The sequence below is a fragment of the Bradyrhizobium huanghuaihaiense genome, from assembly GCF_007830635.1.
In the GTDB taxonomy this organism is placed as follows: domain Bacteria; phylum Pseudomonadota; class Alphaproteobacteria; order Rhizobiales; family Xanthobacteraceae; genus Bradyrhizobium; species Bradyrhizobium huanghuaihaiense.
In genome coordinates this window covers 40032-64648 of sequence record NZ_VLLA01000014.1, presented here as the reverse complement: position 1 = coordinate 64648, position 24617 = coordinate 40032, and the positions used below count along the sequence as shown (strand labels likewise).

Sequence of the window (24617 nt, the reverse complement as noted above, 5' to 3'; positions counted from 1 at the left end):
TGTCTCGGTCAGGCCGTCTTGCGCCCGATGGCCTTCAGCTCCCGATCGATGCGCAGCTGCACCCGCCGGATCGCCAACAGGTCGATCTTGGTCTCGGTCTTGCCGGACTTGACCTGCTCCCCGATGCGGAACTGCCACTGCCAGACTCCGGGAATCGCTGTCTTGGCGACGGTGAACTCGACGCCCCTGTGATTCATGGTCACCTCCCACGATTCACCCTCGATCACTGAAAACATGTTGGCCGTCATAATATTCCAGGGACAAGTGAAATCTGCCGGATAACTCTTGGATAGCTCACGGAAATCTCGAAAGCGCGCGCGCCATCGGCCGGCCAGGAACTTTGTTCATGGCCGGAGAACCACGGAGCCAGTTCAATGCTGATGCTGCCGGAGACTCTTGATCCAGATCAGTCTCCGGATTCAAAAAAGCGCGGTCGCTGAACGGCAGGCGATCAGGCGCGTCCCAGTGCACGAGGCGGCACGTGCCTTGCTTGGCCACATGACGGTAAGCACAAGGGCGCCTCATGCTCGGCATTCCCCGCCGCTACAGTCATTTCGTCTTCGGCGTCATCCAGTCCGGACTGACCTCGCTGATCGCGGCGGGAATCGCCAGCTTTCCCGCTGATGGCGCGCTGCTGTTCGTTCGGCACTGGATGGTGTCGTGGCTGATCGCATGGGCCGCGATGCTGCCCATGGTGCTGCTGGCGGCGCCCGCGATCCGTGCCTTCTCGCTGCGGCTGACGCGGGAGGAGGGCGGGGCGTGAACGGCGGGCACGCATGAAAAAACCCCGCCTGGGGAGAGCCAAGCGGGGCAAAGGTTATTGGAGGCTGAGGTGCTGGGCTGCAACACCATAAGCCGAAAGACCCTAACCGGCTGAGCTTACGGCAGCCTGACAGGCTCGCGAATCGATTCGGCAGGCATCACCGCGCACAGGCTCGCAAACAGAAAACCCCGCTCGGTGAGAGCGGGGTCGTCGACTGGTATGGAGGCCCGGTGTTGGTCCACAGGGCTCGTCGACACTAGGCGCGTTGGCTTACAGACGCCTGACGGCGAAAACGAAAGCAGCGCTGAGCAGGCCGCAGACTGGCCCCGCACCGGTCCCAATTTGGCCACCCGATCGCACCACTCGGGCCACAGCAGCAGGCGAGATTCCGCAACGTCCGGTCGTGCCATGGGGGAAACGTGGCGCGCCGGCAACGGGGTGGCATCATCATGGATAACGTAGAGCGGTCATTTGCCGCCGCGACAGCGGCTGGCTTCGTGGTGTTGGTGATCGGCATCGCACTGCTGGTGCTGCTTTAGGGATCACGGGACGCAGGCGGATGGGGGGCGGCTCCGGGCCAGCATGGCCATGGACGCGCCGACCCGCATAAAGCTGCAAAACAACCCCATGCACAGTAGGCCTCTCTTGCGCGATCAATGGCTTACGGGTGGTGTTGGAATGCCTTACCGACTGCCATACCGCTGAAGCAAGCCGGCGCGCCGGAAAAACGGGTCTGTTTCCATGGCCCCCATGACGCAGAAGCAAGCGAGCGCGTTCAGGCGCGAGGCTTCTCCCAGGGGAATGGCTCCTGTGTCTTGCGGCCGAGAAACGCATCCGGCACGGGCAGTTGCAGCACTTTCGCCGCCTCCGCCACCAGCTCGCGCATCAGGGCGTTCTGCGCGGCAAGTTCGACAGCCAGATAGTGCACGCGCGAAATGTGATTGTGGTCGGCCATGGCGGCGCTCCCTTGCTTTGCAGGCGGGAGCGCGCTCGGTCTCTCAGCCACCGACGCCTACGGCAGAGCCTCGGCCGGTGATGCCAGGTAAACTGCCACGGGCCGCTCTTTGTTCACTATTGAACTTTGGGTTGCTGCTGACGCCTCAGTCCGGCGGCTGGAGGCCGGGCGATCTCAGCCACTGGCTCATGTGCGAACCGGTCTCGGCCTGGCGGGCCTTGCGGAGGGCGTCGTCCCGTAGCGGACCGGGAGGGAGAGATCTGGCTTTTTCTCGGAGGCGTTTTGCTTCTTCGGCAAGGCGTTCTTCCAGGGATACGGTTTGCGCGAAACGGCGGCGTCGCTGCATGACACAACCTCGTCTGACGGGTCCTAACCGTTGGGTTTGAATTTCACGAATCCAATATGCCGTAGCTGGCGTTCCGGTTCCCGAAGACACTCAATTGCCGCACGATCCCGAAGGACGAGTTGAAAGAGGCCGTCAACTGAGGCGGCCTCAATTCAGCTTGCGGCGCAACTGCATGATGATCTCGCGGAGGTCGGCGGCGTATTCCTCAATGATCCGGCGCGCCTCGTCCAAGCGCGATGGCTTGGCTTCCTTACCCTCAGTCGGTTTACCTGGATCGGTCATGGCCCGGATGGTCTGCCGTGCGAGGGAATGATGTTTGCGCTGGATCAACAGAAGGAAGCCGCACAGGCTGGCGGCCTTGCGGGAACCGGCCGGACTAACCTAGTTAATTTCCGATGGATGCGCCGTCCCAGATCAGCTGCTTGCAATCCCACGAATAAAAGAGGCCGGCCACCGAGGCGGCCTCGCGTCATCCGAGGAATTTGTCGAACGCCACCAAGGCGCCGAAGGCCGTCGCGGTGACCGCGATGAAGGCGGCAAAATACCAGAGGCGATACATGCCGGGATAACCCGGGCGCACTGCAAAGGTTCTGGGGGCAAGCCCCTGTCGGCATTCGCCTCAGTGGATCTTGATCCGATCCAGAGGAAGGTGAAGCTCCGCCGCACGCTCCTCGCGGTCCTTCTTGCGAAACTCCATTTCTCGCCGTTCGAACTCGATCAGCTCCTTGCGGGCTGCGTCCAACAGGCGATCTTTTGGCGCCACGCCAAGATGGGTCGGTTCCGTCATCACTCACGTTCCCCGTCTTTCAGTCGCTGATCCCTAGACAAGACCGGGAATAGCGGGAAGGTTCGGGTGCCGTAGAATTACGGATTTATGACGGCGAATGGCCGTATCAGGATTGAGAAAAGCGCGGCCGGGCTCGAAATAAACGTCCCGGCGGCGCTTTATTTTCTAACTGAGCGCTGAAATCTCAGTTGAGCTCAATGTGCAACGGCCATGCCACAGGCTTGTGACGCGGCCAACCAGCAACGGAATCGGGGGCACAACACCGCGACGTGCACAGCCGGCGCAAAATCCAAGTCGTTCGGTTCTTTACGGCTGGCCTTTGGTTCAAGGGGGCCGCGAAGCTTCTTGAGGACGCCACGAGAGTTGGGACACCCTCAGAGCAAACTGGGACACTTGTGATCAAATGCGGACAGCCTGGCTCCAATTGTTGGAGGGCAGTTTCGATCTGATCGATGTGGATGGGGAGGAGGCCGCCAACGGAGGCGGCCTTAAAACATGAGGATGGCGACGGCAACCACCGCCACCGACAGGTTGTCCCGACGATCACAAGAACCTTGTACCGGAGGTCATTGCCCATACGGCAGCATGGCGTAGTAGGGATCAACGCTACGCAGCTTGTGCCAGTTCTTATGGGCGGCCCCTACGGCTTCGGCGGCTGCAACTCGCTGTGGATGAGGTTATGAATATCCACGCGTTCCAACGGGTCTTCGTCCCGGAACGGCTCTTGGGTCTTGCGCCCGAGGAAGGTGTCGGGCTTGGGCAGCTTGAGCGCTTCGGCCGCTTCAGCCGTTATCTGGCGGATCTTGTCGTTCTGCTTCGCGATCTCGGCAGCCAGATTACGCGCGCGACGGATCTGGGAATGGTCGGCCATGACGGCGCTCCCTTCGCTTTGCAGGCGGGAGCGCTCTCGGTCTCTCAGCCACCGACGCCTACGGGCAGAGCCTCGGCCGGTGATGCAGGAACAATGCGCCTTTTAACCGATGGTTGCTAGCGAAACCACGTCAACAGCGTCGGCCTTAATCGTCCCAAATACGTTCGCCGCACTGGCATTCGTAAAGGCGTACAGTTCGGCCGCGCCGGGGGTCCAGCATCGAATATGCCAGTCTGGGAAAGGATGCGCAGGCCGGGCACCTTGGTGCCGTCTTTGGTGGAACCAGAGCCGACGACTTCTCTTCGTGATGCGCAGTCATGACGTAACCCAATAACCGGGCCCAAGTACGAAAGCGCGGATAGGTTCCTAAGCACCAGCAAAATTCAGACTGTGGCACGACCTACTTTTGGGGCTGTCTCGACGGCCAGACCTCCGGGGCGGGCTCGCTAAGCAGCTCTTTTGCCTTGGCAAGCAATTCGAAAGATCGCTGAAGCATTGCCCTCTCGCGCTCGGTCTTGGCGCGCATCCGTTCCATTTTTAGTTCGATCTGTTCGGAAAGCCATTCCAAGTCGCCTGTTGCCATTAGCGTCTCCCGGTCAAGCCGGGAGCTTAACTCATGTTAGGTTCCTTGGTTCCGCGACCTGGGGGCGCTTCGAACTCAATCAGGCGGAAATCGGGTGCTGTCCTAGATGCGCGTCGCCTGCTCAAGAGGCTTGAAGCGAATATCGCGCTATTCGAAGACGAAGAGGAAAGACTCAGACAATGATGGGGCCGCCAACTGAGGCGGCCTTATCTTTGAATATAAACGGCCCCAAGTGGGGGCCGCCAACCCGCTGATGGGGTTTTCCTCCAGCAGTCGGGGGGGCACCTTTCGTGCTGGGGGCATCTTAGAGATGCGCTGCTAGGCTGATAGTTCCTCAGCCGCGAAGACTGGTACGCAGCCGTGAAAGAGGCCGCCACAGAGGCGGCCTAGAAGAGTTTGGGATAATGGCCAGAGCGGCCTATGTCGTGTTCTTTGCCGTGGCGGGGATTATTGTCTGCCGATACCTATTGCGCGGCATCGACTCGGGGAAACTGTGGGCTGGAATTAGAGGCGGGAATGAAACTTGGCTGGTCCGGCAAGATGACCCCGCTTCGTTCTGGATTGTCGTTTGCCTGATTGCCGTAGCTGACATCGGACTTGGCATCATGGCCGTCCAGTCCGCGCTAGTTAATTAGGACACTAACGAAATCTAAATAGGACGCTTGGGGGTCAAATACGGACGGTATCCGCAAAAGAACATATTGCGAACCTAGAACAAATAGGGTACATTGTTTTTATCGCCGGCCCGCCTCTCAATCGTTTGTCCCCCTAGCGAATCCTCGCCATAAGGAGCACGACCCAATGTCCGCAACTGCCCTGCGTATCGTCGAAGGATCTTCCATGGACAAGAGTAAAGCTCTGGCCGCCGCGCTCTCCCAGATCGAGCGGCAGTTCGGCAAGGGCTCGGTGATGAAGCTGGGCAAGAACGACCGCTCCATGGACATCGAGGCGGTGTCCTCCGGCTCGCTCGGGCTCGATATCGCGCTCGGTATCGGCGGCCTGCCCAAGGGGCGTATCGTCGAGATCTACGGGCCGGAATCTTCGGGCAAGACCACGCTGGCGCTGCATACGGTTGCGGAAGCGCAGAAGAAGGGCGGCATCTGCGCCTTCATCGATGCCGAGCACGCGCTCGATCCGGTCTATGCCCGCAAGCTGGGCGTCAACATCGACGAGCTCCTGATCTCGCAGCCCGACACCGGCGAACAGGCGCTGGAAATCTGCGATACGCTGGTGCGCTCGGGCGCGGTGGATGTGCTGGTGGTCGATTCGGTTGCGGCGCTGGTGCCGAAGGCCGAACTCGAAGGCGAGATGGGCGATGCGCTGCCGGGACTTCAAGCGCGGTTGATGAGCCAGGCGCTGCGCAAGCTGACGGCGTCCATCAACAAGTCCAATACCATGGTGATCTTCATCAACCAGATCCGCATGAAGATCGGTGTGATGTACGGCTCGCCCGAAACCACGACTGGCGGCAACGCGCTGAAGTTCTACGCCTCCGTCCGCCTCGACATCCGCCGCATCGGCGCGATCAAGGAGCGCGACGAAGTGGTCGGCAACACAACCCGCGTGAAGGTGGTGAAGAACAAGCTGGCGCCGCCCTTCAAGCAAGTCGAGTTCGACATCATGTACGGCGAGGGCGTCTCCAAGATGGGCGAGATCCTCGATCTCGGCGTCAAGGCCGGCATCGTCGAGAAGTCCGGCGCCTGGTTCTCCTATGACAGCCAGCGCCTCGGCCAGGGCCGCGAGAACTCGAAAGCGTTCCTGAAGGCCAATCCCGACATCACCGCCAAGATCGAAACCTCGATCCGCCAGAACTCCGGCCTGATCTCCGAGCAGATTCTCGCCGGCACGCCCGAGAGCGACGCTGACGGCGAGGAGCCGGCGGAAGAGTAGGACCTAACGCGGAAAAGCTTTCGCGAGGAGCGGGCACTGAGGACGTTGAGTTGCCGACGTCTTCGGTGCCCGTTTCGTTTTGCGTGAGGGTGGGGCGCGCCGACGATGAAGTGTGTGATCCTGACCAGTTCGTCCGGCGTTGGTCTTGCCCACGCCGATCGCGCCGATATGGTCGTCCCGTTCATCTATCGCTTCGTGTCGGGGCCACTTCCGTCGCCTGACCACCTCAGTTGCTATCTCGACTCGCGCATATCCAGGATGTTCGACGAGATCCACTGGTCTGACTTCGTCCGTCAATCGCCCTTTGTCACGCGCGAGACTCGGGGATGTCCGTTGCTCTGGGTCTTCAAGACTTACGGGGTCGATCGCATCGAGCTGTGGTTCGACCCTGAACCCAACAGTCAATTGCAGTTGATCTGGATCCTCGATTACCTGCGTTCCGAGCCATCCGTCGCTGAGAGCCTGAGATTGTTATGCGTCGATTTCGACCTGCGCGGAGCAGATCCCGCAGAGCTTCGTCATCGCGACGTGCGGCCGTTCGATATCGCAGAAAACGATTTTGGGATCGCCAGCACAGCCTGGGAGGCCTACCAAGCGCCGACGCCCGAGCTTTGCGCCGGGCTGCTCGACAGGCCGCTCGGCAAGCTGTCCTTCCTGAAGCCGGCCATGGAAGATCTGCTCTCGGAACTGCCCGCGCCGGTGACGGGCCTGGGGGCGACCGAGATGCGGCTTCTCGAAAAGATCGCAAGCGGGCACAATCGCACCGATGAGCTGTTTCGGCCTGGCACGCTTGGAGCGCGCGTGTTCGATCCGTGGGAGTTGGGCACGCTGCTCGAAGGACTCGCATTCGGCCCGGCGCCCGCCGTTGCGGGTCTGGACGGCAAGCTGGCGACACTCGACCCGGACAATGCAAGAAGCCGCAACGCTGCCTTTCGCCGCAGCCGGCTGTCGCTGACGGAGTTTGGCAAAGCGGTTCTTGAAGGCCGCGAGGATTTTCGTCGGCTCAATCCGATTCGGCGCTGGTGGGGTGGTACGCTTCTTACCAACGAACGGCTTTGGCGCTGGGATGCGCAGGGGCGTTCGCTGGTTGCGCCCCAAGGGCCGTAGGGTGGGTTAGTGCCGTAGGGTGGGCAAAGGCGCGTAAGCGCTGTGCCCACCATCATTCACCGCGTGCAAAGGTGGTGGGCACGCTTGCGCTTTGCCCACCCTACGAGACCTCCGTCGCGTCTTACTCCGCGGCTTCGGCGTAGTCGCTCACCGGTGGGCACGAGCAGACCAGATTGCGGTCGCCATAGACGTTGTCGACGCGGCCCACCGGGCACCAGTATTTGTCGGTGCGCGAGACGCCGTCGGGGAAGCAGCCTTCGGCGCGGGTGTAGGCGCGATTCCACGCATCATCCGCGATGTCGTGCACGGTGTGCGGGGCGTGACGTAGCGGGGACGCTTCGATCTTGAAGCGGCCGGCTTCGACCTCGGCGATCTCCTTGCGGATCGCGATCATGGCGTCGCAGAATCGATCCAGCTCGGCCTTCGATTCCGACTCGGTCGGCTCGATCATCAGCGTGCCCGGCACCGGGAAGCTCATGGTCGGGGCGTGGAAGCCGTAGTCGATCAGGCGTTTTGCGATGTCGTCGACGGTGACGCCGGATGTCGTCTTCAGCGGACGGGGGTCGACGATGCACTCATGCGCGACGCGGCCCCTGGCGTTCTTGTAGAGCACCGGGAAATGCGCATCGAGCCGCGCGGCGATGTAGTTGGCGTTGAGGATCGCGATCTCGGTCGCGCGCTTCAAGCCTTCGCCGCCCATCATCAAAATGTAGATGTAGGAGATGGTGAGGATCGAGGCCGAGCCGAACGGCGCGGCCGAAACCGGGCCGACCGGCGCTTCGCCTTTCGTCGCGGGATGGCCGGGGAGGAACGGCGCAAGATGCGCCTTCACGCCGATCGGGCCCATGCCGGGGCCGCCGCCGCCATGCGGGATGCAGAAGGTCTTGTGCAGGTTGAGATGGCTGACATCGGCGCCGTAATCACCGGGCCGTGAGAGACCAACCTGCGCATTGAGGTTGGCGCCATCCAGATATACCTGGCCGCCATGGCCGTGCACGATGTCGCAGATCTCGCTGATGTGTTCCTCGAACACGCCATGCGTCGAGGGATAGGTGATCATCACCGCGGCGAGATCGTTCGAATGCTTTTCCGCCTTGGCGCGGAGGTCATTGACGTCGACGTCGCCGTTCTTCTCGCAAGACACAACCACCACGTCCATGCCGACCATCGCGGCCGAGGCCGGGTTGGTGCCGTGGGCGGAGGAGGGGATCAGGCAGATCTTGCGATGGCTCTCTCCGCGCGCGGCATGATAGCCGCGGATCGCGAGCAGCCCGGCATATTCGCCCTGCGCGCCCGAGTTCGGCTGCAGCGAAATCGCGTCATAGCCGGTGATGTCGCACAGCCATTTTTCCAGCCGCGCGAACAGCGCGTGGTAGCCGTTGGCCTGCTCGCGCGGGACGAACGGATGCAGCGAGCCGAATTCCGGCCAGGTCAACGGCATCATCTCGGTGGTCGCGTTCAGCTTCATCGTGCAGGACCCCAGCGGGATCATGGCGCGGTCGAGCGCGAGATCGCGGTCGCTGAGCTTGCGCATGTAGCGCAGCATCTCGGTTTCCGAGCGATGCGCGTGGAAGACGGGATGGGTCAGCAAGGCAGTGGTGCGCTTCAGCGCCTCCGGCAGCGCCTCGCGGGTGGTCGCATCTAGCTCGGCGTAGGAAAGCTGGCCGCCGAAGGCGCGCCAGACCGCTTCCACTGTCGCCGGCGTCGTGGTCTCGTCGAGCGCGATGCGCAAGGCAGCGTCGCCAACGCCGAGATTGATCTTCTCGGCAGCGGCGCGCGCGACGATCTCGGCGCGCTTGGCGCCGGCATCGACGCTGAGCGTGTCGAAGAAGGTCTCGCTATCAGGCGCAAAGCCGAGCTTGCGCAGGCCGGCCGCGAGCACGGCGGTGCGGCGATGCACGTTGCGCGCGATCTGGGTGAGGCCCTCGGGGCCATGATAGACCGCATACATCGCGGCGATCACGGCGAGCAGCACCTGCGCGGTGCAGATGTTCGAGGTCGCCTTCTCGCGGCGGATGTGCTGCTCGCGGGTCTGCAGCGCGAGGCGGTAGGCCGGCATTCCGCGGGAGTCCACGGACAGGCCGACGATGCGGCCGGGCAGCGAGCGCTTCAGCGCATCGCGCACCGCCATATAGGCCGCGTGCGGCCCGCCATAACCCATCGGTACGCCGAAGCGCTGCGCGGAGCCGATTGCGATGTCGGCGCCAAGCTCGCCGGGCGAGGCGAGCAACGTCAGCGCCAGCAGATCGGCGGCAACGATCGCCAGCGCGCCCTTGGCCTTCAGCGCCGCGATCGCGGGCCGGAGGTCGCGCAATGCGCCGGACGAACCCGGATATTGCAGCAGCGCGCCGAGCACATCTGATTTGTCGAGATCGGTGAGGGGATCGCCGACGATCAGATTCCAGCCCAGCGGCTCGGCGCGGGTGCGCATCACCGCCAGCGTCTGCGGATGCACGTCCTTGTCGACGAAGAAGGCTTTTGCCTTGACCTGCGAGTGGCGCTCGGCGAGCGCCATGGCTTCGGCAGCGGCGGTTGCTTCGTCCAGCAGCGAGGCGTTGGCGACGTCGAGTCCCGTGAGGTCGCAGATCATGGTCTGGAAGTTGAACAGCGCCTCCAGCCGGCCCTGGCTGATCTCGGGCTGGTAGGGCGTGTACGCCGTGTACCAGGCCGGGTTCTCCAGAATGTTGCGCTGGATCACCGCGGGCAGGATGGTGCCGGAATAGCCTTGGCCGATCAGCGAGGTGAAGACCTGGTTCTGCGCGGCGAGCTCGGCCATGTGCGCGATCGCCTCGGTTTCGCTGAGCGGCTTGCCGAGATCGAGCGGGGATGCCTGCCGGATCGAGGCCGGCAGCGTCTCGGCCATCAGCGCGTCGACGCTCTTGGCGCCGACGGCCTCGAGCATTGCGGTGACATCGCGCACTGAGGGGCCGATGTGGCGGCGAACGAAGGCGGCGGTGTCGCCATTGGATTTGCGGTGCGCGGTCATCATGGGTCCTCGCTAGAAATGTCTCTCGCCGTCATCGTCCGCGAAGGCGGACGATCCAGTACGCCGCGGCCTCTCGGTTCAATCCGTGCTGCCGGTGGCTACTGGATGCCCCGCCTTCGCGGGGCATGACGATCGCTTGGGTCTGCTTCATCTCACGCCGTATGTGCCTTGTAGGCGGCTTCATCCATGAGGCCGCCGAGCTCGCTTTTGTTGGCAATCTTGATCTTGAAGAACCAGGCCGCGCCTTGCGCATCCGAATTGATCAGCGCCGGCTCGGCGGCCAGCGCCTCGTTGGTCTCGAGCACTTCGCCGGTAATTGGGGCGTAGACGTCGGAGGCGGCCTTCACGGACTCGACCACCGCTGCGGCTTCCGCCTTCTTCAAGCTGCGGCCGACCTTGGGCAATTCGACGAAGACGACGTCGCCGAGCTGCTGCTGCGCGTAGTCGGTGATGCCGACCGTGGCGGTATCGCCGTCGATGGCGAGCCATTCATGATCGGAAGTGTACAGCGTCGTGGTCATTGTCTCGTCCTCAGCGTTTGTAGGTGTTTTTCACGAAGGGCATGGCGGCGACCACGAGCGGCAGTCGCTGGCCGCGCACTTCGGCGAAGAGTTTCGTGCCGAGCGCGCTCAGGCTCACGGGCACGTAGCCCATCGCCACCGGCGCGCTCAGGCTCGGGCCAAAACCGCCCGATGTGACCTTTCCGACGGGCTCGCCGCCCGCGCTGTCGGCAAACAGCAGCGCGCCCTCGCGCACCGGCGCACGGCTCTCGGCGAGCAGGCCGACGCGACGACGGGATGCGCCATTGTCGAAATGCGCCAGAATCTTTTCCGCACCGGGAAAGCCGCCGGCACGGGCGCCGCCGCTGCGGCGGCTCTTCTGCACCGACCATTCCAGCGCGGCCTCGACCGGCGTGGTGGCGGTCTCGATGTCGTGGCCGTAGAGGCAGAGCCCGGCTTCCAGCCGCAGGCTGTCGCGGGCGCCAAGGCCGATCGGCAACACGTCCGGATTGTCCAGCAGCATCCTGGCGAGGCGTTCGGCATCGCTGTCGGGAACCGAGATCTCGAACCCGTCCTCGCCGGTGTAGCCGGAGCGCGAGACGAAGCACTTGATGCCGGCGACCTCATGCGGGCCGGCGTCCATGAACTTCATGGCCGGTGCCGCTGCACAGAATTTCGCCAGCACCGCCTCGGCCTTCGGGCCCTGCAGCGCGATCAGCGCGCGGTCGGCAAGCGAATCGATCACGCAGTCGTCGGACAGATTCGCGCGCAGATGCGCCTCGTCCTGTTCCTTGCAGGCGGCGTTGACGACCAGGAACAGGTGATCGCCGAAATTGGCGACCATCAGGTCGTCCAGGATGCCGCCATCCGCATTGGTGAACTGGGCGTAGCGCTGCCGCCCCTTGGCGATTGCCACGATATCCTGCGGCACCAGCCGTTCCAGCGCGCGGGCGGCGTCCTCGATCCTCCCGGATTTCGGCAGCAAGCGGAGCTGGCCCATATGGGAGACGTCGAACAGGCCGGCTTGGGTGCGGGTATGAAGGTGCTCCTTCAGCACGCCCGCGGGGTATTGCACGGGCATGTCATAGCCCGCGAACGGCACCATCTTGCCGCCCAGGGAGACATGGAGGCTGTGGAGGGGCGTACGTTTCAGAGAGTCTTGGCTGTGCGCTAGCATCTAAGGGGCCCTCGGCGGTTCCCGGGGAGGATTCCCCATGGACACCAGTCGAAGCCCCATCTGTCGCTGTGCCTGAGAGTATTATCCCGTCGGCGGACGCTGGTCCGGGCCTTAAGCCCGTCGGCGCCTCTTTCCAGATGCTGTCAAAGCCACGCGGTCCTTTTGCCTGAGAGTTTCCGGGGCGGTTGCTCCTTCGGCGCCGGCTGCCTAAAGCCGGTCTCTCCCGACGTGGCCGTACGATACAGATGGGTACAGACCACAGGCCAGCCAAGGCTGTCAACGCGACTTCAGCGGCTTTCAACCGGATTGCGCGCCTGCGGCAACCCTCTGATCTCCTTGCACAGTTTCTGGACAGCGAAGCTGGCCTTGTCTAAAAGCGCTTTGGCCCGCAGATATCAGCCTTAATTTCCGGTTTGGACGGCGGCAGCGGGCCCAAGCACACCCGATTGGATGAACATGAGCGGCGTCAACGAGATCAGGTCGACCTTTCTGAACTTCTTTGCCGAGAACGGCCACGAGATCGTGCCGTCCTCGCCACTCGTGCCGCGCAACGACCCGACGTTGATGTTCACCAATGCCGGCATGGTGCAGTTCAAGAACGTCTTTACCGGCGTCGAGAAGCGGCCTTACCAGCGCGCCACCACGTCGCAGAAATGCGTGCGCGCCGGCGGCAAGCACAACGACCTCGACAATGTCGGCTACACCGCGCGCCATCTCACCTTCTTCGAGATGCTCGGCAACTTCTCGTTCGGCGATTACTTCAAGGAGCGCGCGATCGAGCTCGCCTGGAAGCTGATCACCAAGGAGTACGGGCTGAACAAGGACAAGCTGCTCGTCACGGTCTACCACACCGACGACGAGGCGCACGGGCTCTGGAAGAAGATCGCCGGCTTCTCCGACGACCGCATCATCCGCATCCCGACCTCGGACAATTTCTGGGCGATGGGCGACACCGGCCCGTGCGGCCCGTGCTCGGAGATCTTCATCGACCGCGGCGAGCACATCTGGGGCGGGCCTCCCGGCTCGCCGGAAGAGGATGGCGACCGCTTCCTCGAATTCTGGAATCTCGTGTTCATGCAGTACGAGCAGGTGACGAAGGAGGAGCGCGTGGATCTGCCGCGTCCCTCGATCGACACCGGCATGGGCCTGGAGCGCATGGCCTGCGTCCTCCAGGGCGTCGAGAGCGTGTTCGAGACCGACCTGTTCCGCCACCTGATCGATGCGACGTCGTCCGCGCTCGGCAGCGGGCCGCAGGAGCAGACGGTTGCTTCGTTCCGCGTCATCGCCGACCATTTGCGCTCCTCCGCGTTCCTCGTCACCGACGGCGTGCTGCCCTCGAACGAGGGCCGCGGCTATGTGCTGCGCCGGATCATGCGCCGTGCGATGCGCCATGCGCAGCTGCTGGGGGCCAAGGAGCCCTTGATGCATCGCCTGGTGCCGGCGCTGGTGCGTGAGATGGGCCAGGCCTATCCCGACCTGATGCGCGCGGAGAAGCTGATCGAGGAAACGCTGCGGCTGGAAGAGACCCGCTTCCGCAAGACTCTTTCGCGCGGCTTGGCGATCCTTGACGAGAAGAGCGCGTCCTTGAAGAAGGGCGACATGTTCGACGGCGACGTCGCCTTCACGCTGTACGACACCTACGGCTTCCCGCTCGACCTGACGCAGGACGCGCTGAAGTCGCGCGGCATCGGCGTCGACCAGTCCGCCTTCACCGACGCGATGGAGCGCCAGAAGGCCAAGGCGCGCGAGTCCTGGAAGGGCTCGGGCGAAGCTGCTTCCGAAGCGATCTGGTTCCCGCTGCGCGAAAAGCTCGGCGCCACCGAGTTCCTGGGCTACGAGACCGAGAGCGCCGAGGGCGTGGTGTCCGCGCTGGTCAAGGACGGCGCGGAGGTCGCCAGTCTCAAGGCCGGCGAGACGGGCGCGCTCGTGCTGAACCAGACGCCGTTCTATGCGGAGTCCGGCGGCCAGGTCGGCGATACCGGCGTGCTGATCGGTGAGGGCGGCATCAAGGTCCGCGTCACCGACACGCAGAAGAAGCTCGGCGATTTCTTCGTCCACATCGGCACCGTCGAGAGCGGCGAGCTCAAGCTCGGCACCGCGCTGCAGCTCGAGGTCGATCATTCGCGCCGCTCGTCGATCCGCGCCCATCACTCGGCGACGCATCTGATCCACGAGGCGCTGCGCCAGGTGCTCGGCGACCACATCGCCCAGCGTGGCTCGATGGTCGCGCCCGATCGCCTGCGCTTCGACTTCGTGCATCCGAAGCCGATCACGGCGGAGGAGCTTGCCCGCGTCGAGGACATCGCCAACGACGTGGTGCTGGAGAACGACGAGGTGACGACGCGCGTCATGGGCGTCGACGAGGCCCGCGAGGCCGGCGCGCGCGCCCTGTTCGGCGAGAAGTATGGCGACGAGGTCCGCGTCGTCTCGATGGGCAGGACCGCGCGCGAGCGCGGCGCCAATGCGCTCGGCTGGTCGGTCGAGCTCTGCGGCGGCACGCATGTCAAGCGCACCGGCGATATCGGCCTGATCACGCTCACGGGCGAAAGCGCGGTCGCCTCGGGCGTGCGCCGCATCGAGGCGCTGACGGGCAACTACGCGCGAAAACACGCCAACGAGACCATGGCGCTGGCGAAGACCGCGGCGAACGAGCTGCGCACCTCGATCGACGACGTGCCGGCGCGCATCGCCGCGCTGATGGAGGAGCGCAAGAAGCTCGAGCGCGAGCTGTCCGACGCCCGCAAGAAGCTGGCGATGGGCGGCGGCGCATCCGCGGGCAACGGCGCCGCGAGCGGCGTGCGCGAGGTCGGCGACGTCAAGCTGATGGCGCGTGCGGTCGAGGGCATCGAGATGAAAGATCTCAAGGGCCTTGCCGACGACGGCAAGAAGCAGATCGGCTCGGGCGTCGTCGCCATCGTCGGCGTCACCGGGGACGGCAAGGCCGGCGTCGTGGTCGGCGTCACGCCGGATCTCACCGCGCGCTTCAACGCCGTGAACCTCGTCCGCGTCGCCTCCGAAGCGCTCGGCGGCAAGGGCGGCGGCGGCCGGCCCGACATGGCCCAGGCCGGCGGCCCCGACGGCGCCAACGCCACCGCGGCGCTCGCGGCGATCGAAAAAGCGATGGCAGGCGCTTAAAGGCCCATGCGCCTCGTTCCGCGAGGACGTGGGCTTGGCGATCCCGACTTCCGGGATCGCCTCTACGAATTGCTGGAGCACGATCCCTTGGCCTATTCGGTCGGGTCGCGCTTCATCCAGCTCATCATCGGCGTCATCGTGCTCAACGTGGCCGCGATGATCCTCGCCTCGGTGCCGGAGTTAGATGCGCGGTTCGATGTGCTATTCAGCGCGATCGCCGTCTTCGCCGTCATCGTGTTCGCGCTCGAATATCTGGCGCGGCTGTGGACGGTGGCGGGGCACACCCAGCGCACAGGCTCGGCGCTGTCCGACCGGCTGTCCTATGCCTTCTCCGCGCTCGGCATCATCGACCTCATGGCGTTCCTCCCCGCAGCGATCGTGCTCGCGACGGGGCGGCACGCGACGCTCGCCGGGCTCGGCGTGCTGCCGTTCTTCAAGCTGATCCGCTATTCGCCGGCGATGCGTTCGCTGCTCGCCGCCGTCCATGCCGAGCGGCGCGCGCTGATCGGCTGCATTGTCATCCTGATCGGTGCGGTCCTGACCTTCGCCTCGCTGCTCTATGCCGTCGAGCGCGACGTGCAGCCGGACAAGCTCGGCACCATCCCGCAGGCGATGTGGTGGGCGATCGTGACGCTCGGCACCGTCGGCTATGGCGACGTCGTGCCGGTGACGCCGCTCGGCAAGTTCATCTCCACCTTCGCCATCATCAGCGGCTTCGCCATGATCGCGCTGCCGGTCGCGATCATCTCCTCGGCGTTCGCCGAAGAGGTGAAGCGGCGCGATTTCGTCGTGACATGGGGCATGCTGGCGCGGGTGCCGCTGTTCTCGCATCTGTCCGCGGCCGAGATCGCCGACATCATGCGCCTGTTGCGCGCCCGCACCATCGAGCAGGGCGAGATCCTGGTGCGGCGGGGCGATGCCGCCTCGTCGATGTATTTCATCACCGCCGGCGAGGTCGAGATCGCGCTGCCGAGCCAGCAGGTGCGCCTTGCCGACGGCACCTTCTTCGGCGAGATCGCGCTGCTGCATAAGACAAAACGCAGCGGCACGGTGACGGCGACGCGCAAGACGCGCCTCCTCGTGCTCGACGCGCAGGATTTCCACGCCCTGATCGCGCGTATGCCGACGCTGGCCGAGCACGTCCACACCACCGCCAAGGCGCGGCTCGCCGACAGCGGCGATCTCGCGGCGGCTGAGCTGGCGCAGGCCGAGAAGGACCACACCGACCGCTGAGCGGTCAGCCCTTCTTCAAGAAGACGTAGTCGGCCGAGTAGGGCGCGCTTTTGAACTCGCCGGCCTTGTCACACGCGCCGTCGAGCTTGCCGCCATGGGTGTTGATACGCTGGACCGTGGTGACGGGCGTCAGGGTGCCGCTGCCGCGGCGGGAGGCGACTTCAAGCTTCAGCCAGGGGATATCGGCAGCCGTTGCGCCGGGCGCGTTGCCGATGGCCTTGCCGACGACGGCGCTGCCGTCGGCGAGCTCCCAGTTCGGCCCGGCATAATGACGGCCGACGGTCTTGCCCTCGGAGAGCAGGGTGGCGACCGGTTCGCGGAAGGCCCAGGCGAGCTTGCCGTCGGCGGCGGCCTTGCACTCATAGACCTGCGCGCCCTCGGCGTGGACGCTGAGCACGACGGTCTCGCCAGGCGCGGCGATGGCGTCAGGAAGTGGGTCTGCGGCCAGCGCGGTGGTGCTGGTCAGGGCTAAGACCGCAAATGCAAGGCTCTTGAGTGTCGGCATGGTGCTTCCTCAGGCAAAGGTCTCGTCATTGCGAGGAGCCCTTGCGACGAAGCAATCCAGACTGTTTCCGCGGAGGGATTCTGGATTGCTTCGCTTTGCTCGCAATGACGGCGTAGTTGACAGCTTACGCCGCCATCGCCTTGGTGAGGTTCTCGGCGACCTTGTCGAGGAAGCCGGTGGTCGAGAGCCAGCGCTGGTCGGCGCCGACCAGGAGCGCGAGGTCCTTGGTCATGTAGCCGGCCTCGACTGTGTCGACGCAGACCTTCTCGAGGGTCGAGGCGAACTTGGCGAGTTCGGCATTGTTGTCGAGCTTGGCGCGGTGGGCGAGGCCACGGGTCCAGGCGAAGATCGACGCGATCGAGTTGGTCGAGGTCTCCTTGCCCTTCTGGTGCTCGCGGTAGTGGCGGGTCACGGTGCCGTGGGCGGCTTCCGCCTCGACGGTCTTGCCGTCGGGGGTGAGCAGCACCGAGGTCATCAGGCCGAGCGAGCCGTAGCCCTGCGCCACCGTGTCGGACTGCACGTCGCCGTCGTAGTTCTTACAGGCCCAGACATAGCCGCCGGACCACTTCAGCGCCGAGGCCACCATGTCGTCGATCAGGCGGTGCTCGTAGGTCAGGCCCTTGGCGTCGAACTCCTTCTTGAACTCCTTGTCGAAGATCTCCTGGAAGATGTCCTTGAAGCGGCCGTCATAGACCTTCAGAATCGTGTTCTTGGTCGACAGGTAGACCGGGTAGCCGCGCAAGAGGCCATAGTTGAAGGAGGCGCGGGCGAAGTCGATGATGGAGTCGTCGAGATTGTACATCTCCATGGCGACGCCGGCGCCCGGGGCCTTGAACACTTCCTTCTCGATCACGGTGCCGTCCTCGCCGACGAACTTCAGCGAGAGGGTGCCCTTGCCCGGGAACTTGATGTCGGTGGCGCGGTACTGGTCGCCATAGGCGTGGCGGCCGATGATGATCGGCTTGGTCCAGCCCGGAACGAGGCGCGGCACGTTCTTGCAGATGATCGGCTCGCGGAAGATCACGCCGCCGAGGATGTTGCGGATGGTGCCGTTTGGCGACTTCCACATCTGCTTGAGGTTGAACTCCTTCACCCGGGCTTCATCAGGGGTGATGGTGGCGCACTTGACGCCGACGCCGACCTTCTTGATCGCCTCGGCGGCGTCGATGGTGACCTGATCGTTGGTGTGGTCGCGGTACTCCATGCCCAGGTCGAAATACATCAGCTCGACATCCAGGAACGGGTTGATCAGCTTGTCCTTGATGTACTGCCAGATGATCCGGGTCATCTCGTCGCCATCGAGTTCGACGACGGGATTGGATACCTTGATTTTTGCCATGATCGGGGAAGCCCTCTTGGGAACGGCGCTTTTGGCGCGCCAACGTGAATATCCGCCGCCTCTTAGCACCGGATAGCAGCGGGCGAAAGCCAAGTGATTATGCACTTTTAGCTCATCCAGCTTCCCCAGATGGGGAGCGGGGCCTGACACCACGGCTGGGGCGGGGGTGAGGTTTCAAGCGAGATTCAAAAGTTGAATCCAACCCGTTATTTCCCTTGAGAATTTTGTCAGGACAGGCAAACGACAGGCGGGCAGCGCCGGCCGGCCCAAGACCGACTCGAAAAGGCCGCCTTGAATCATTTCCTAAGAGTGCCTTGCCAAGGCCTTGAGAGACAGTGTGAAAGCGAAGCCAGATGTCGGGGACTGACAAGAGCAAGACGGGCCTTTCCCTCGACGGTCCCATCGTCATCCTGGTCGAGCCGCAGCTGGGTGAAAACATCGGCATGGCCGCGCGCGCCATGGGCAACTTCGCGCTCGGCGCCTTGCGCATCGTCAACCCCAGGGATGGCTGGCCCAACATCGCGGCCCAGCGGGCCGCGGCCGGCGCCGACCACATTCTGGAAAAGGTCGAATTGTTCGACACGGTGGAGCAGGCCGTCGCCGACCTCGACCTGTTGTTCGCCACCACGGCTCGCCCCCACGACCAGGCCAAGCCGGTGGTCGGGCCGGAAGCGGCAGTCAGCGAGATCGCCCGGCATGTCGCGACCGGCGGCAAGGCCGGTATCCTGTTCGGCCGGGAGCGCTGGGGCCTGACCAACGAGGAGGTCGGGCTCTCCAACCGCATCATCACTTTCCCGGTCAATCCGGGCTTTGCCTCGCTCAACCTCGCCCAGGCCGTGCTGCTGGTCGGCTATGAATGGTTCAAGCTGGCGACGTCAGGCGAACTGCCGCACGCCATGCCGGAGCGCTCCGAGCGCGCCTCGCAGCACCAGATGCAGGCCTTCTTCGACAATCTCGTGCGCGAGCTCGACAAGGTCGAGTTCCTGCGGCCGGCCGAGAAGCGCGACACCATGCTGGTGAACCTGCGCAACATTTTTAGCCGCATGGAGCCGACCAAGCAGGACATGCATACCCTCCACGGCGTCGTCATGGCGATTGCGGAGGGGCGCAAGGGCCCGGCCAAGGGCGGCGTGCTCGACGGCGAGCAGGCCACACGCCTGCGCGCGTTGCTGGCCGAGCACGGCCAGGGCGGCGGCGTGCCCGACAGCGGCTCGACCGTGCGCGGCCTCGCCCGCCTGCTCCGCCGCAACCCGACCGACGCCGAGCGGCTGCTCTGGCAGGCCCTGACCCGCGACCGCCGCTTTGCAGGTGGGTTCAAGCGCCAGACCCCGGTCGGCCGTCATATCCCGGACTTCGTCTCGTTCCCGCACCGGATCGCGATCGAGCTGGTGAACCCGGGCGAGGGGGAAGCCATCGCGGCTGATCGCGCAGGGCGGCGGACATGGCTCGAGGCGCGCGACTATCGGGTGCTGGAGATCCGCGCGGCGGATGTGGAGCGCGATCTCGAGGCGGAGCTGGTGCGGCTGCAGGGGATGGTGGAGCAGGGCGCGTAGGTTTCGTCGAGCACAGGTCTCGTAGGGTGGGCAAAGCGAAGCGTGCCCACCACGTCCATCGACGACGCTGAGAGAGAAGTGGTGGGCACGGCGCTTTGCCTTTGCCCACCCTACGAGACCGTCATCGTCGCCCGAGTTGCACCTCGCGCCGCAACCAAGGGCTGTGCAGAGGCGCAATCGGTTGCTATGAAGTCCCCGGGAATTGAATTGGGGACTGCATGTTGGGAATGACAGGCCGCGCGCTCGTTGGCGCGGCAGCAGGCGTGAGTGCGTTGGCGCTGACGACTTTGCTCGAAATATCAGGCGCCCGCGCGGAAATGCCGTTGGCTTCCAAGTGCAACGCGGTCGGCAATTTCAGCATCGATGACAGGATCGCAGGCTGTACCGCCATCATCGAGGCGGCGGGGACGAGCATGCCGCAAGGTGTGATCATGACGCGCTTCCGCCGCGCCATGTTCTACCGCCAGAAGGGCGAGATCGACCTTGCGATAGCGGACTACAACGAGATCATCTCGCACTATCCAGACAATCCGAGCGCCCGACTCGAGAGGGCTTCTGCGTTTCTGCAGAAGCGAGATTCCGACGCCGCTTTATCGGATTACGACAAGGCGATCGTGCTCGATCCCAAAAATGCCCAGGCATACCTGGGCCGCGCGCGAATCTACGGAGAGAGACGCGACTTCATCCGCGCCATCGCCGACTACGATCAGGCCCTGCTGATCCATCCGGACAATGTCCAAGGGCGTGTCGAGCGAGGTCTTGCTCACCTCCACAATGGGGATACCGATCGTGCCATGCCCGACTGTGATCGAGTGGTCGGCATCAGCCCGCAAGACGGCGGTGGCCAGCTATGCCGCAGCCGGGTTTACTTCGCCAGGGGGAACAGATCGCGGGCATTGGCCGAACTCGAACAAACCGTCCAGAACAAGCCAAGGAACGACTCTTTCTATTATTTTCGTGCCGAATCCTTTCTTCAGCTGGGCGAGTTCGACCGGGCGATTGCGGATTATGACGAGATCATTCGGCTGGCACCAAGAGATCAGCGCGCGTACTACAGTCGCGGGGTTGCGTACGTTAGAAAAGGCGATCTCGATCGCGCGATTGCCGACTATACCAAGACGATCGAGTTAAATTCCGATCCGTCCCAGCGGGCGCGCAGCACAGAAGCTCACTACAGTAGCGAGCTGGCTCCCGCCCCGTCCAATCAGCCTGTTCAGCTCAATCCAATGTACAAGGCCGCTTATCTGGCGCGCGGAGAAGCGCACAGCAGGAAGGGCAATGCCGATGGAGCAATGTCGGATTATGATCAGGCGATACAGATCGATCCGACCTATCGGGCTGCGTACGTCTACCGCGCGACCGAATACAGGGCCGCGCGTGATCTCATGCGGGCGATGGCCGATTGCGACCGCGCAGCATCGCTCGACCCGAAAGATGTGTATCCTTACGTCTGTCGTGGCTTGACCTACCAGGCTATGGGCGATTCGGAGCGCGCCGTTGCGGCGTGTGACCGTGCAATCGAGCTCGCTCCGAAGGCAGCCGGCATCTATCGTCCCTGTGCCATGGTACAGCTTCAGGCCGGTTTTCCGGCAAAAGCGGTCACCTATCTCGATCGGTCGAGGGAGATTGATCCCAAGGACAGCTACACCGCGTTGTGGCGCGAGATTGCGGCCCGGCGCGGGAATGCGGCGAGTACGCTCGCGGATGCGACCGCCAAGCTCGACATGACTAAATGGCCTGCGCCGGTAATCCGGCTATTCTTGGGAACGACGTCGGCCGACGACGTGCTGCACGCAGCTGACGATCCCGATCCGATCAAGAAGAAAGGCCAAATCTGCGAGGCGAACTTTTTCACCGCTGAACTCGCCTTGCAGCGCGGCGTGACGCAGGAAGCGCGGCGGCTTTTTGGGCTTTCGCTTGCTGATTGTCCGCCGGCTTTCGTGGAAGCACAGGCGGCCGCGGCCGAACTCAAGGCGCTGGGTGTCAATCCCTGATGGGATATCAGTGTTTCTTCGCAGGGGACGCAACCCGCCTCTTCATGTTCCGGAGAGAGAACCCGTGGATTAGGTCGGTGGACTGCGCTTTGCGCCGCCGCCGGCTATTAGGGTGGGCAAAGCGAAGCGTGCCCAGCATGATCCAGCATGCTGAAACAACGCGTAGGTCTTGTAGGGTGGGTTAGCCATGCGGCTGCGCGAAAGCGCAGTCCGCTGGGCGTAACCCACCTCTTCCGTCTCTGAGGAAATCAAAGAGGTGGGTTACGCTACGCTAACCCACCCTACGAGCTACGCTCCGCTAGTCAGCAATTTTCCCGCATGTACGATCGCCGCCCTCTGCATCTACCGTTCTGATTCAGCATCAACAAAGGTGACGATCAGCTTCGGTCCTGCTTCTGTTTTGGAAACCCAACCGCCCGCCTTCTCGATACGCAGGTCATCAAGTTCTGACGCGATTTCGGCCTTTTGCTTGCTGCTTTTCTCAAAGATCGTCGTCATCGACTTTTCAATGATTGAATCCATTACGTCGATCATCATCTTCACGTGCGCATCGATAGCCGCAGCTAAGTCTACGTGATGATGCATGGACGACGCAGTGTAGTTCACGTAGGTAACGGACAAGCCATCATTCAGGTTAAGCCTTAGGGGGACGAAGGCTTGCTGGGTGCCTGTAGCCCGGTCCAGAAGATCTGTTCCGTGCGACGACAGTTTATGTCTGAGACCGCGAATCTCCAATGTCTCAAATGTCGCTCTGAGTTGCTTCGGATCGGGCAGGTTCATCAACTTGTAGATCGTGCCGATCGACTGTTGCTGAATGTAAGTCGCGCTCAGAAGTCCGTAGAGTCGCAGATATTTTTCGCCTAGATCGTCGTACTTCGTTGGGCCGCGAAGCCCGTATTTCATCACATGACCTATGGCGGCGGACCCATCGTCAACAATATCCATCGCAGAGGTTAGAAAATCCCAGTCTGCCTCTGAATTGAGACTGAGGAGTTCTTTGATCGAGCGTTCGCTGCTCCAGACCTTCGCGCTTATCATTTTGCGGAAGAGAGATGCGTATTTGTAAAGCAGTCCGAGTGGGTCCATCATCTATTGATGCCTTCACGATTGCTCCGGGCAGCTTCGCCTAAGGAGCGGGTTCGTTTCATATGGTCGTGAATTACCTCCGATTGATCTTCCCCCACAAGTTGCGCCATCATTCATGAATGACCAGCCCTCGATCGTTTCGCTTTCTTCTGCGAAGGATCTGACGATAAAGCGTGAGGTCGGGGTCTCGCTTAGACCAAAACGGCGCAGCGCCGTAGCCCGGATGAGCGAAGCGATATCCGGGGAAAGGCCCCGCATGTCGCTGCGCTCATGCGGGCTACGCCGTGGGGGTGGAGCGCGTTTCGGTTCGCATCAGGCCGCACTCGCCATCGGGCCCCTCGGCTCGCTCTGTTTCAGCCGGCGCAATGCCGAAAGGTTGGTCTCGACCGATGCGAGGCAGCAGCGCGATTTGCCGCCCGACTTCGCCTCGTAGAGCGCGGCATCGGCGACGGCGAGCAAATCGGCGACTTCGGCGCCGTGATCCGGCGACATCGCAATGCCGACGCTGGCTCCGACACTGGCGCGCATCTCGCCACTGAGCTCATAGGAGGCGGCAACCTCGGCGATGAGGCGGTGTCCCGTCTCCTGCGCCATCTCGGGAGTGACGCCGTCGAGGAGCACGACGAATTCGTCGCCGCCCATCCGCGCAACCACCGTGCCGTCAGGCAACACCCGGCGCACGCGCGCGGCCACCGCTTTTCAGCACTTCGTCGCCCGCCGCGTGTCCGAACGTGTCGTTGATCGGCTTGAAATTGTCGAGGTCGAAGAACATCACCGCGAAGGAGCGTTCGGCGCGCGCCGCGAGCCTCGTGCCGAGCGCTTCGACGAGGCCGGCCCGATTGAGCAGTCCCGTGAGCGCGTCATGATGGGCGCGATGGCTGTTCTCGCGCTCGGCGCGCATGGTTGCGATCAGCATCCGGTTGAGGCGGAAGGCGGCAGCCGTCATCGCCGCCAGATACATCGGCACCTGCAGATACACGATGTAGAACAGCGGCTCGCCGGCGAGTGCGGCGCCGGGGATGATGGGACCAAGGCTCAAGAGGATCATGGTTCCGGCGAGGCGCGGTGCGCCGAAATTGCGGAAGCAGATGCCGCCGACCATCGCTGCGGCCGACAGTGACGCCAGCATGGCGACGACCCAGTCGCCGCTCGCAAGGCTGGCGATGGCGCCAAATCCGACGCTGGCGCTCCAGGCGACCGCCAGCATGAGATGAAGGTCAGTCGGAGTCGGGCGGTGCTCACGCGCCTTGCGATGCGCGCTGGCGAGCACGAGGAGACGGGCGAGGCAGATCGCGATCTCCATGACCAGCCAGACGATGAAGGGGGCGGTCTGCTTGCGGGCGGCGATCACGGCGGCGACCGCAATGGTGTTGACGGCGCCGGCGGCAAACACCGGCAGCGATCCATGGAGCTGGGCAATGAGCGCGGCGCGGATGTCGTCGGGCGCGCCCGGCCCGGCATCGGCCAGCCAGCGCGTCAGGCGCCAGCTCGGCGCGCTGTAGAGTGCCTCGTTCGATTGCATTGCAGAGCGTCCCCGTATCCCGGGGGCCAACAACGACGACGGCTCCTAACAGCCTTTTAGGCCAGAAGCCGATTGTGCCGGCCGTGCTTGACGCAAGGTAAATGGACGCTGCCGGGACTGCGGCCGTGCAGGAAGATGCGGGTTGGTGCAGGTGCGGCGAGGGAGAGGCGGATTGGGGTAGCGAGCCAACGGGTCGGCGCGAAGCGCCGCCCGATGACAGGCTCCGCGATATCCGGGGAAAGGTCCCGCATGTCGCTGCGCTCATGCGGGCTACCAGCGTCGTAG

General features: G+C 63.6%; 22 protein-coding genes and 1 riboswitch. Of the genes, 7 read left to right on the top strand and 15 right to left on the bottom strand.

All coding sequences use genetic code 11. The features are described 5' to 3' along the window. Nucleotides 1–8 precede the first annotated feature (8 nt). Nucleotides 9–197, bottom strand: a complete 189-nt coding sequence (locus tag IQ16_RS25815; protein WP_026311954.1) for a hypothetical protein — start codon at nucleotides 195–197, stop codon at nucleotides 9–11. Between the two features lie 326 nt (nucleotides 198–523). Here IQ16_RS25815 and IQ16_RS25810 point away from each other — a divergent pair, with 326 nt between their 5' ends. Beyond that, nucleotides 524–763, top strand: a complete 240-nt coding sequence (locus IQ16_RS25810; protein ID WP_018642769.1) for a DUF2798 domain-containing protein — start codon at nucleotides 524–526, stop codon at nucleotides 761–763. Between the two features lie 775 nt (nucleotides 764–1538). Here the strand turns inward: IQ16_RS25810 and IQ16_RS25805 are convergent. From IQ16_RS25805 to IQ16_RS25785, 6 genes are all read right to left on the bottom strand, one after another. Next, nucleotides 1539–1718, bottom strand: a complete 180-nt coding sequence (locus tag IQ16_RS25805) for a hypothetical protein (protein WP_018642767.1) — start codon at nucleotides 1716–1718, stop codon at nucleotides 1539–1541. A gap of 145 nt (nucleotides 1719–1863) precedes the next feature. Beyond that, entirely contained in the window at nucleotides 1864–2064 is a 201-nt protein-coding gene (locus tag IQ16_RS46645; RefSeq protein ID WP_018642766.1) for a hypothetical protein, read from the bottom strand. 147 nt (nucleotides 2065–2211) lie between these two features. Then, entirely contained in the window at nucleotides 2212–2394 is a 183-nt protein-coding gene (locus IQ16_RS25795) for a hypothetical protein (protein ID WP_145831825.1), read from the bottom strand. A gap of 289 nt (nucleotides 2395–2683) precedes the next feature. After that, on the bottom strand, nucleotides 2684–2851 hold the full coding sequence (locus IQ16_RS45825) for a hypothetical protein (RefSeq protein WP_018642764.1): 168 nt from the start codon (nucleotides 2849–2851) through the stop codon (nucleotides 2684–2686). Nucleotides 2852–3491: 640 nt separating this feature from the next. Further along, a complete protein-coding gene (locus IQ16_RS25790) occupies nucleotides 3492–3722 on the bottom strand; it encodes a hypothetical protein (RefSeq protein WP_018642763.1) in 231 nt (76 codons plus the stop codon). 400 nt (nucleotides 3723–4122) lie between these two features. Continuing rightward, the gene (locus IQ16_RS25785) at nucleotides 4123–4305 is read right to left on the bottom strand and encodes a hypothetical protein (RefSeq protein ID WP_018642762.1); all 183 of its coding nucleotides are present in this window, start codon (nucleotides 4303–4305) and stop codon (nucleotides 4123–4125) included. Between the two features lie 801 nt (nucleotides 4306–5106). Between IQ16_RS25785 and recA the strand changes: the two genes are divergently transcribed. Beyond that, on the top strand, nucleotides 5107–6195 hold the full coding sequence (gene recA, locus IQ16_RS25780; RefSeq protein WP_018642760.1) for a recombinase RecA: 1089 nt from the start codon (nucleotides 5107–5109) through the stop codon (nucleotides 6193–6195). 105 nt (nucleotides 6196–6300) lie between these two features. Continuing rightward, nucleotides 6301–7302, top strand: coding sequence for a hypothetical protein (locus IQ16_RS25775; RefSeq protein ID WP_018642759.1), 1002 nt, complete (start codon nucleotides 6301–6303; stop codon nucleotides 7300–7302). A 121-nt stretch (nucleotides 7303–7423) separates the two neighbouring features. Here IQ16_RS25775 and gcvP read toward each other — a convergent pair whose 3' ends face one another. From gcvP to gcvT, 3 genes are all read right to left on the bottom strand, one after another. After that, nucleotides 7424–10288 carry an aminomethyl-transferring glycine dehydrogenase gene (gcvP, locus tag IQ16_RS25770; protein ID WP_026311953.1) on the bottom strand — a complete coding sequence of 955 codons (2865 nt, stop codon included), beginning with the start codon at nucleotides 10286–10288 and terminating at the stop codon, nucleotides 7424–7426. Nucleotides 10289–10440: 152 nt separating this feature from the next. Further along, nucleotides 10441–10809 (bottom strand): glycine cleavage system protein GcvH, encoded by a 369-nt coding sequence (gene gcvH / locus IQ16_RS25765; RefSeq protein WP_145831824.1) that lies wholly within the window; start codon nucleotides 10807–10809, stop codon nucleotides 10441–10443. A gap of 10 nt (nucleotides 10810–10819) precedes the next feature. Then, nucleotides 10820–11965: a glycine cleavage system aminomethyltransferase GcvT gene (gene gcvT, locus IQ16_RS25760; RefSeq protein ID WP_018642756.1), complete on the bottom strand. Its 1146-nt coding sequence runs from the start codon at nucleotides 11963–11965 to the stop codon at nucleotides 10820–10822. Between the two features lie 145 nt (nucleotides 11966–12110). Further along, nucleotides 12111–12201: riboswitch (glycine riboswitch) on the bottom strand. A 220-nt stretch (nucleotides 12202–12421) separates the two neighbouring features. Here gcvT and alaS point away from each other — a divergent pair. Together alaS and IQ16_RS25750 are read left to right on the top strand one after the other, a co-directional pair. Beyond that, nucleotides 12422–15100 (top strand): alanine--tRNA ligase, encoded by a 2679-nt coding sequence (gene alaS / locus IQ16_RS25755; protein ID WP_026311952.1) that lies wholly within the window; start codon nucleotides 12422–12424, stop codon nucleotides 15098–15100. A 6-nt stretch (nucleotides 15101–15106) separates the two neighbouring features. After that, nucleotides 15107–16333 (top strand): cyclic nucleotide-gated ion channel, encoded by a 1227-nt coding sequence (locus IQ16_RS25750; RefSeq protein ID WP_018642754.1) that lies wholly within the window; start codon nucleotides 15107–15109, stop codon nucleotides 16331–16333. 4 nt (nucleotides 16334–16337) lie between these two features. Here IQ16_RS25750 and IQ16_RS25745 read toward each other — a convergent pair whose 3' ends face one another. Together IQ16_RS25745 and IQ16_RS25740 are read right to left on the bottom strand one after the other, a co-directional pair. Then, nucleotides 16338–16838, bottom strand: coding sequence for a DUF3455 domain-containing protein (locus IQ16_RS25745; RefSeq protein WP_018642753.1), 501 nt, complete (start codon nucleotides 16836–16838; stop codon nucleotides 16338–16340). Between the two features lie 124 nt (nucleotides 16839–16962). Then, a complete protein-coding gene (locus tag IQ16_RS25740; RefSeq protein WP_018642752.1) occupies nucleotides 16963–18177 on the bottom strand; it encodes an NADP-dependent isocitrate dehydrogenase in 1215 nt (404 codons plus the stop codon). A 353-nt stretch (nucleotides 18178–18530) separates the two neighbouring features. Here IQ16_RS25740 and IQ16_RS25735 point away from each other — a divergent pair, with 353 nt between their 5' ends. Then, complete coding sequence (locus tag IQ16_RS25735; RefSeq protein WP_018642751.1) at nucleotides 18531–19730, top strand: TrmJ/YjtD family RNA methyltransferase; 1200 nt, start codon at nucleotides 18531–18533, stop codon at nucleotides 19728–19730. A 218-nt stretch (nucleotides 19731–19948) separates the two neighbouring features. Continuing rightward, nucleotides 19949–21724 (top strand): tetratricopeptide repeat protein, encoded by a 1776-nt coding sequence (locus IQ16_RS25730; protein WP_018642750.1) that lies wholly within the window; start codon nucleotides 19949–19951, stop codon nucleotides 21722–21724. A gap of 342 nt (nucleotides 21725–22066) precedes the next feature. Here IQ16_RS25730 and IQ16_RS25725 read toward each other — a convergent pair whose 3' ends face one another. From IQ16_RS25725 to IQ16_RS25720, 3 genes are all read right to left on the bottom strand, one after another. Beyond that, entirely contained in the window at nucleotides 22067–22813 is a 747-nt protein-coding gene (locus IQ16_RS25725) for a hypothetical protein (protein ID WP_018642749.1), read from the bottom strand. 309 nt (nucleotides 22814–23122) lie between these two features. Then, entirely contained in the window at nucleotides 23123–23491 is a 369-nt protein-coding gene (locus tag IQ16_RS47340; protein ID WP_283812189.1) for a diguanylate cyclase domain-containing protein, read from the bottom strand. After that, the gene (locus IQ16_RS25720; protein ID WP_283812188.1) at nucleotides 23472–24332 is read right to left on the bottom strand and encodes a GGDEF domain-containing protein; all 861 of its coding nucleotides are present in this window, start codon (nucleotides 24330–24332) and stop codon (nucleotides 23472–23474) included. The genes IQ16_RS47340 and IQ16_RS25720 overlap by 20 nt, the downstream gene beginning before the upstream one ends. Nucleotides 24333–24617 lie beyond the last annotated feature (285 nt).

Bases quoted from the DNA above. Each gene is read 5' to 3' on its own strand.
- IQ16_RS25790 (WP_018642763.1), bottom strand. From the start codon at position 3,722: ATGGCCGACCATTCCCAGATCCGTCGCGCGCGTAATCTGGCTGCCGAG.
- recA (WP_018642760.1), top strand. From the start codon at position 5,107: ATGTCCGCAACTGCCCTGCGTATCGTCGAAGGATCTTCCATGGACAAG.
- IQ16_RS25785 (WP_018642762.1), bottom strand. From the start codon at position 4,305: ATGGCAACAGGCGACTTGGAATGGCTTTCCGAACAGATCGAACTAAAA.
- IQ16_RS25750 (WP_018642754.1), top strand. From the start codon at position 15,107: ATGCGCCTCGTTCCGCGAGGACGTGGGCTTGGCGATCCCGACTTCCGG.
- IQ16_RS25810 (WP_018642769.1), top strand. From the start codon at position 524: ATGCTCGGCATTCCCCGCCGCTACAGTCATTTCGTCTTCGGCGTCATC.
- IQ16_RS25730 (WP_018642750.1), top strand. From the start codon at position 19,949: ATGTTGGGAATGACAGGCCGCGCGCTCGTTGGCGCGGCAGCAGGCGTG.
- IQ16_RS25735 (WP_018642751.1), top strand. From the start codon at position 18,531: ATGTCGGGGACTGACAAGAGCAAGACGGGCCTTTCCCTCGACGGTCCC.
- IQ16_RS25720 (WP_283812188.1), bottom strand. From the start codon at position 24,332: ATGCAATCGAACGAGGCACTCTACAGCGCGCCGAGCTGGCGCCTGACG.
- IQ16_RS25805 (WP_018642767.1), bottom strand. From the start codon at position 1,718: ATGGCCGACCACAATCACATTTCGCGCGTGCACTATCTGGCTGTCGAA.
- gcvH (WP_145831824.1), bottom strand. From the start codon at position 10,809: ATGACCACGACGCTGTACACTTCCGATCATGAATGGCTCGCCATCGAC.
- IQ16_RS25775 (WP_018642759.1), top strand. From the start codon at position 6,301: ATGAAGTGTGTGATCCTGACCAGTTCGTCCGGCGTTGGTCTTGCCCAC.
- IQ16_RS45825 (WP_018642764.1), bottom strand. From the start codon at position 2,851: ATGACGGAACCGACCCATCTTGGCGTGGCGCCAAAAGATCGCCTGTTG.
- IQ16_RS25740 (WP_018642752.1), bottom strand. From the start codon at position 18,177: ATGGCAAAAATCAAGGTATCCAATCCCGTCGTCGAACTCGATGGCGAC.
- IQ16_RS46645 (WP_018642766.1), bottom strand. From the start codon at position 2,064: ATGCAGCGACGCCGCCGTTTCGCGCAAACCGTATCCCTGGAAGAACGC.
- IQ16_RS25725 (WP_018642749.1), bottom strand. From the start codon at position 22,813: ATGATGGACCCACTCGGACTGCTTTACAAATACGCATCTCTCTTCCGC.
- IQ16_RS25815 (WP_026311954.1), bottom strand. From the start codon at position 197: ATGAATCACAGGGGCGTCGAGTTCACCGTCGCCAAGACAGCGATTCCC.
- gcvT (WP_018642756.1), bottom strand. From the start codon at position 11,965: ATGCTAGCGCACAGCCAAGACTCTCTGAAACGTACGCCCCTCCACAGC.
- alaS (WP_026311952.1), top strand. From the start codon at position 12,422: ATGAGCGGCGTCAACGAGATCAGGTCGACCTTTCTGAACTTCTTTGCC.
- IQ16_RS25745 (WP_018642753.1), bottom strand. From the start codon at position 16,838: ATGCCGACACTCAAGAGCCTTGCATTTGCGGTCTTAGCCCTGACCAGC.
- gcvP (WP_026311953.1), bottom strand. From the start codon at position 10,288: ATGACCGCGCACCGCAAATCCAATGGCGACACCGCCGCCTTCGTTCGC.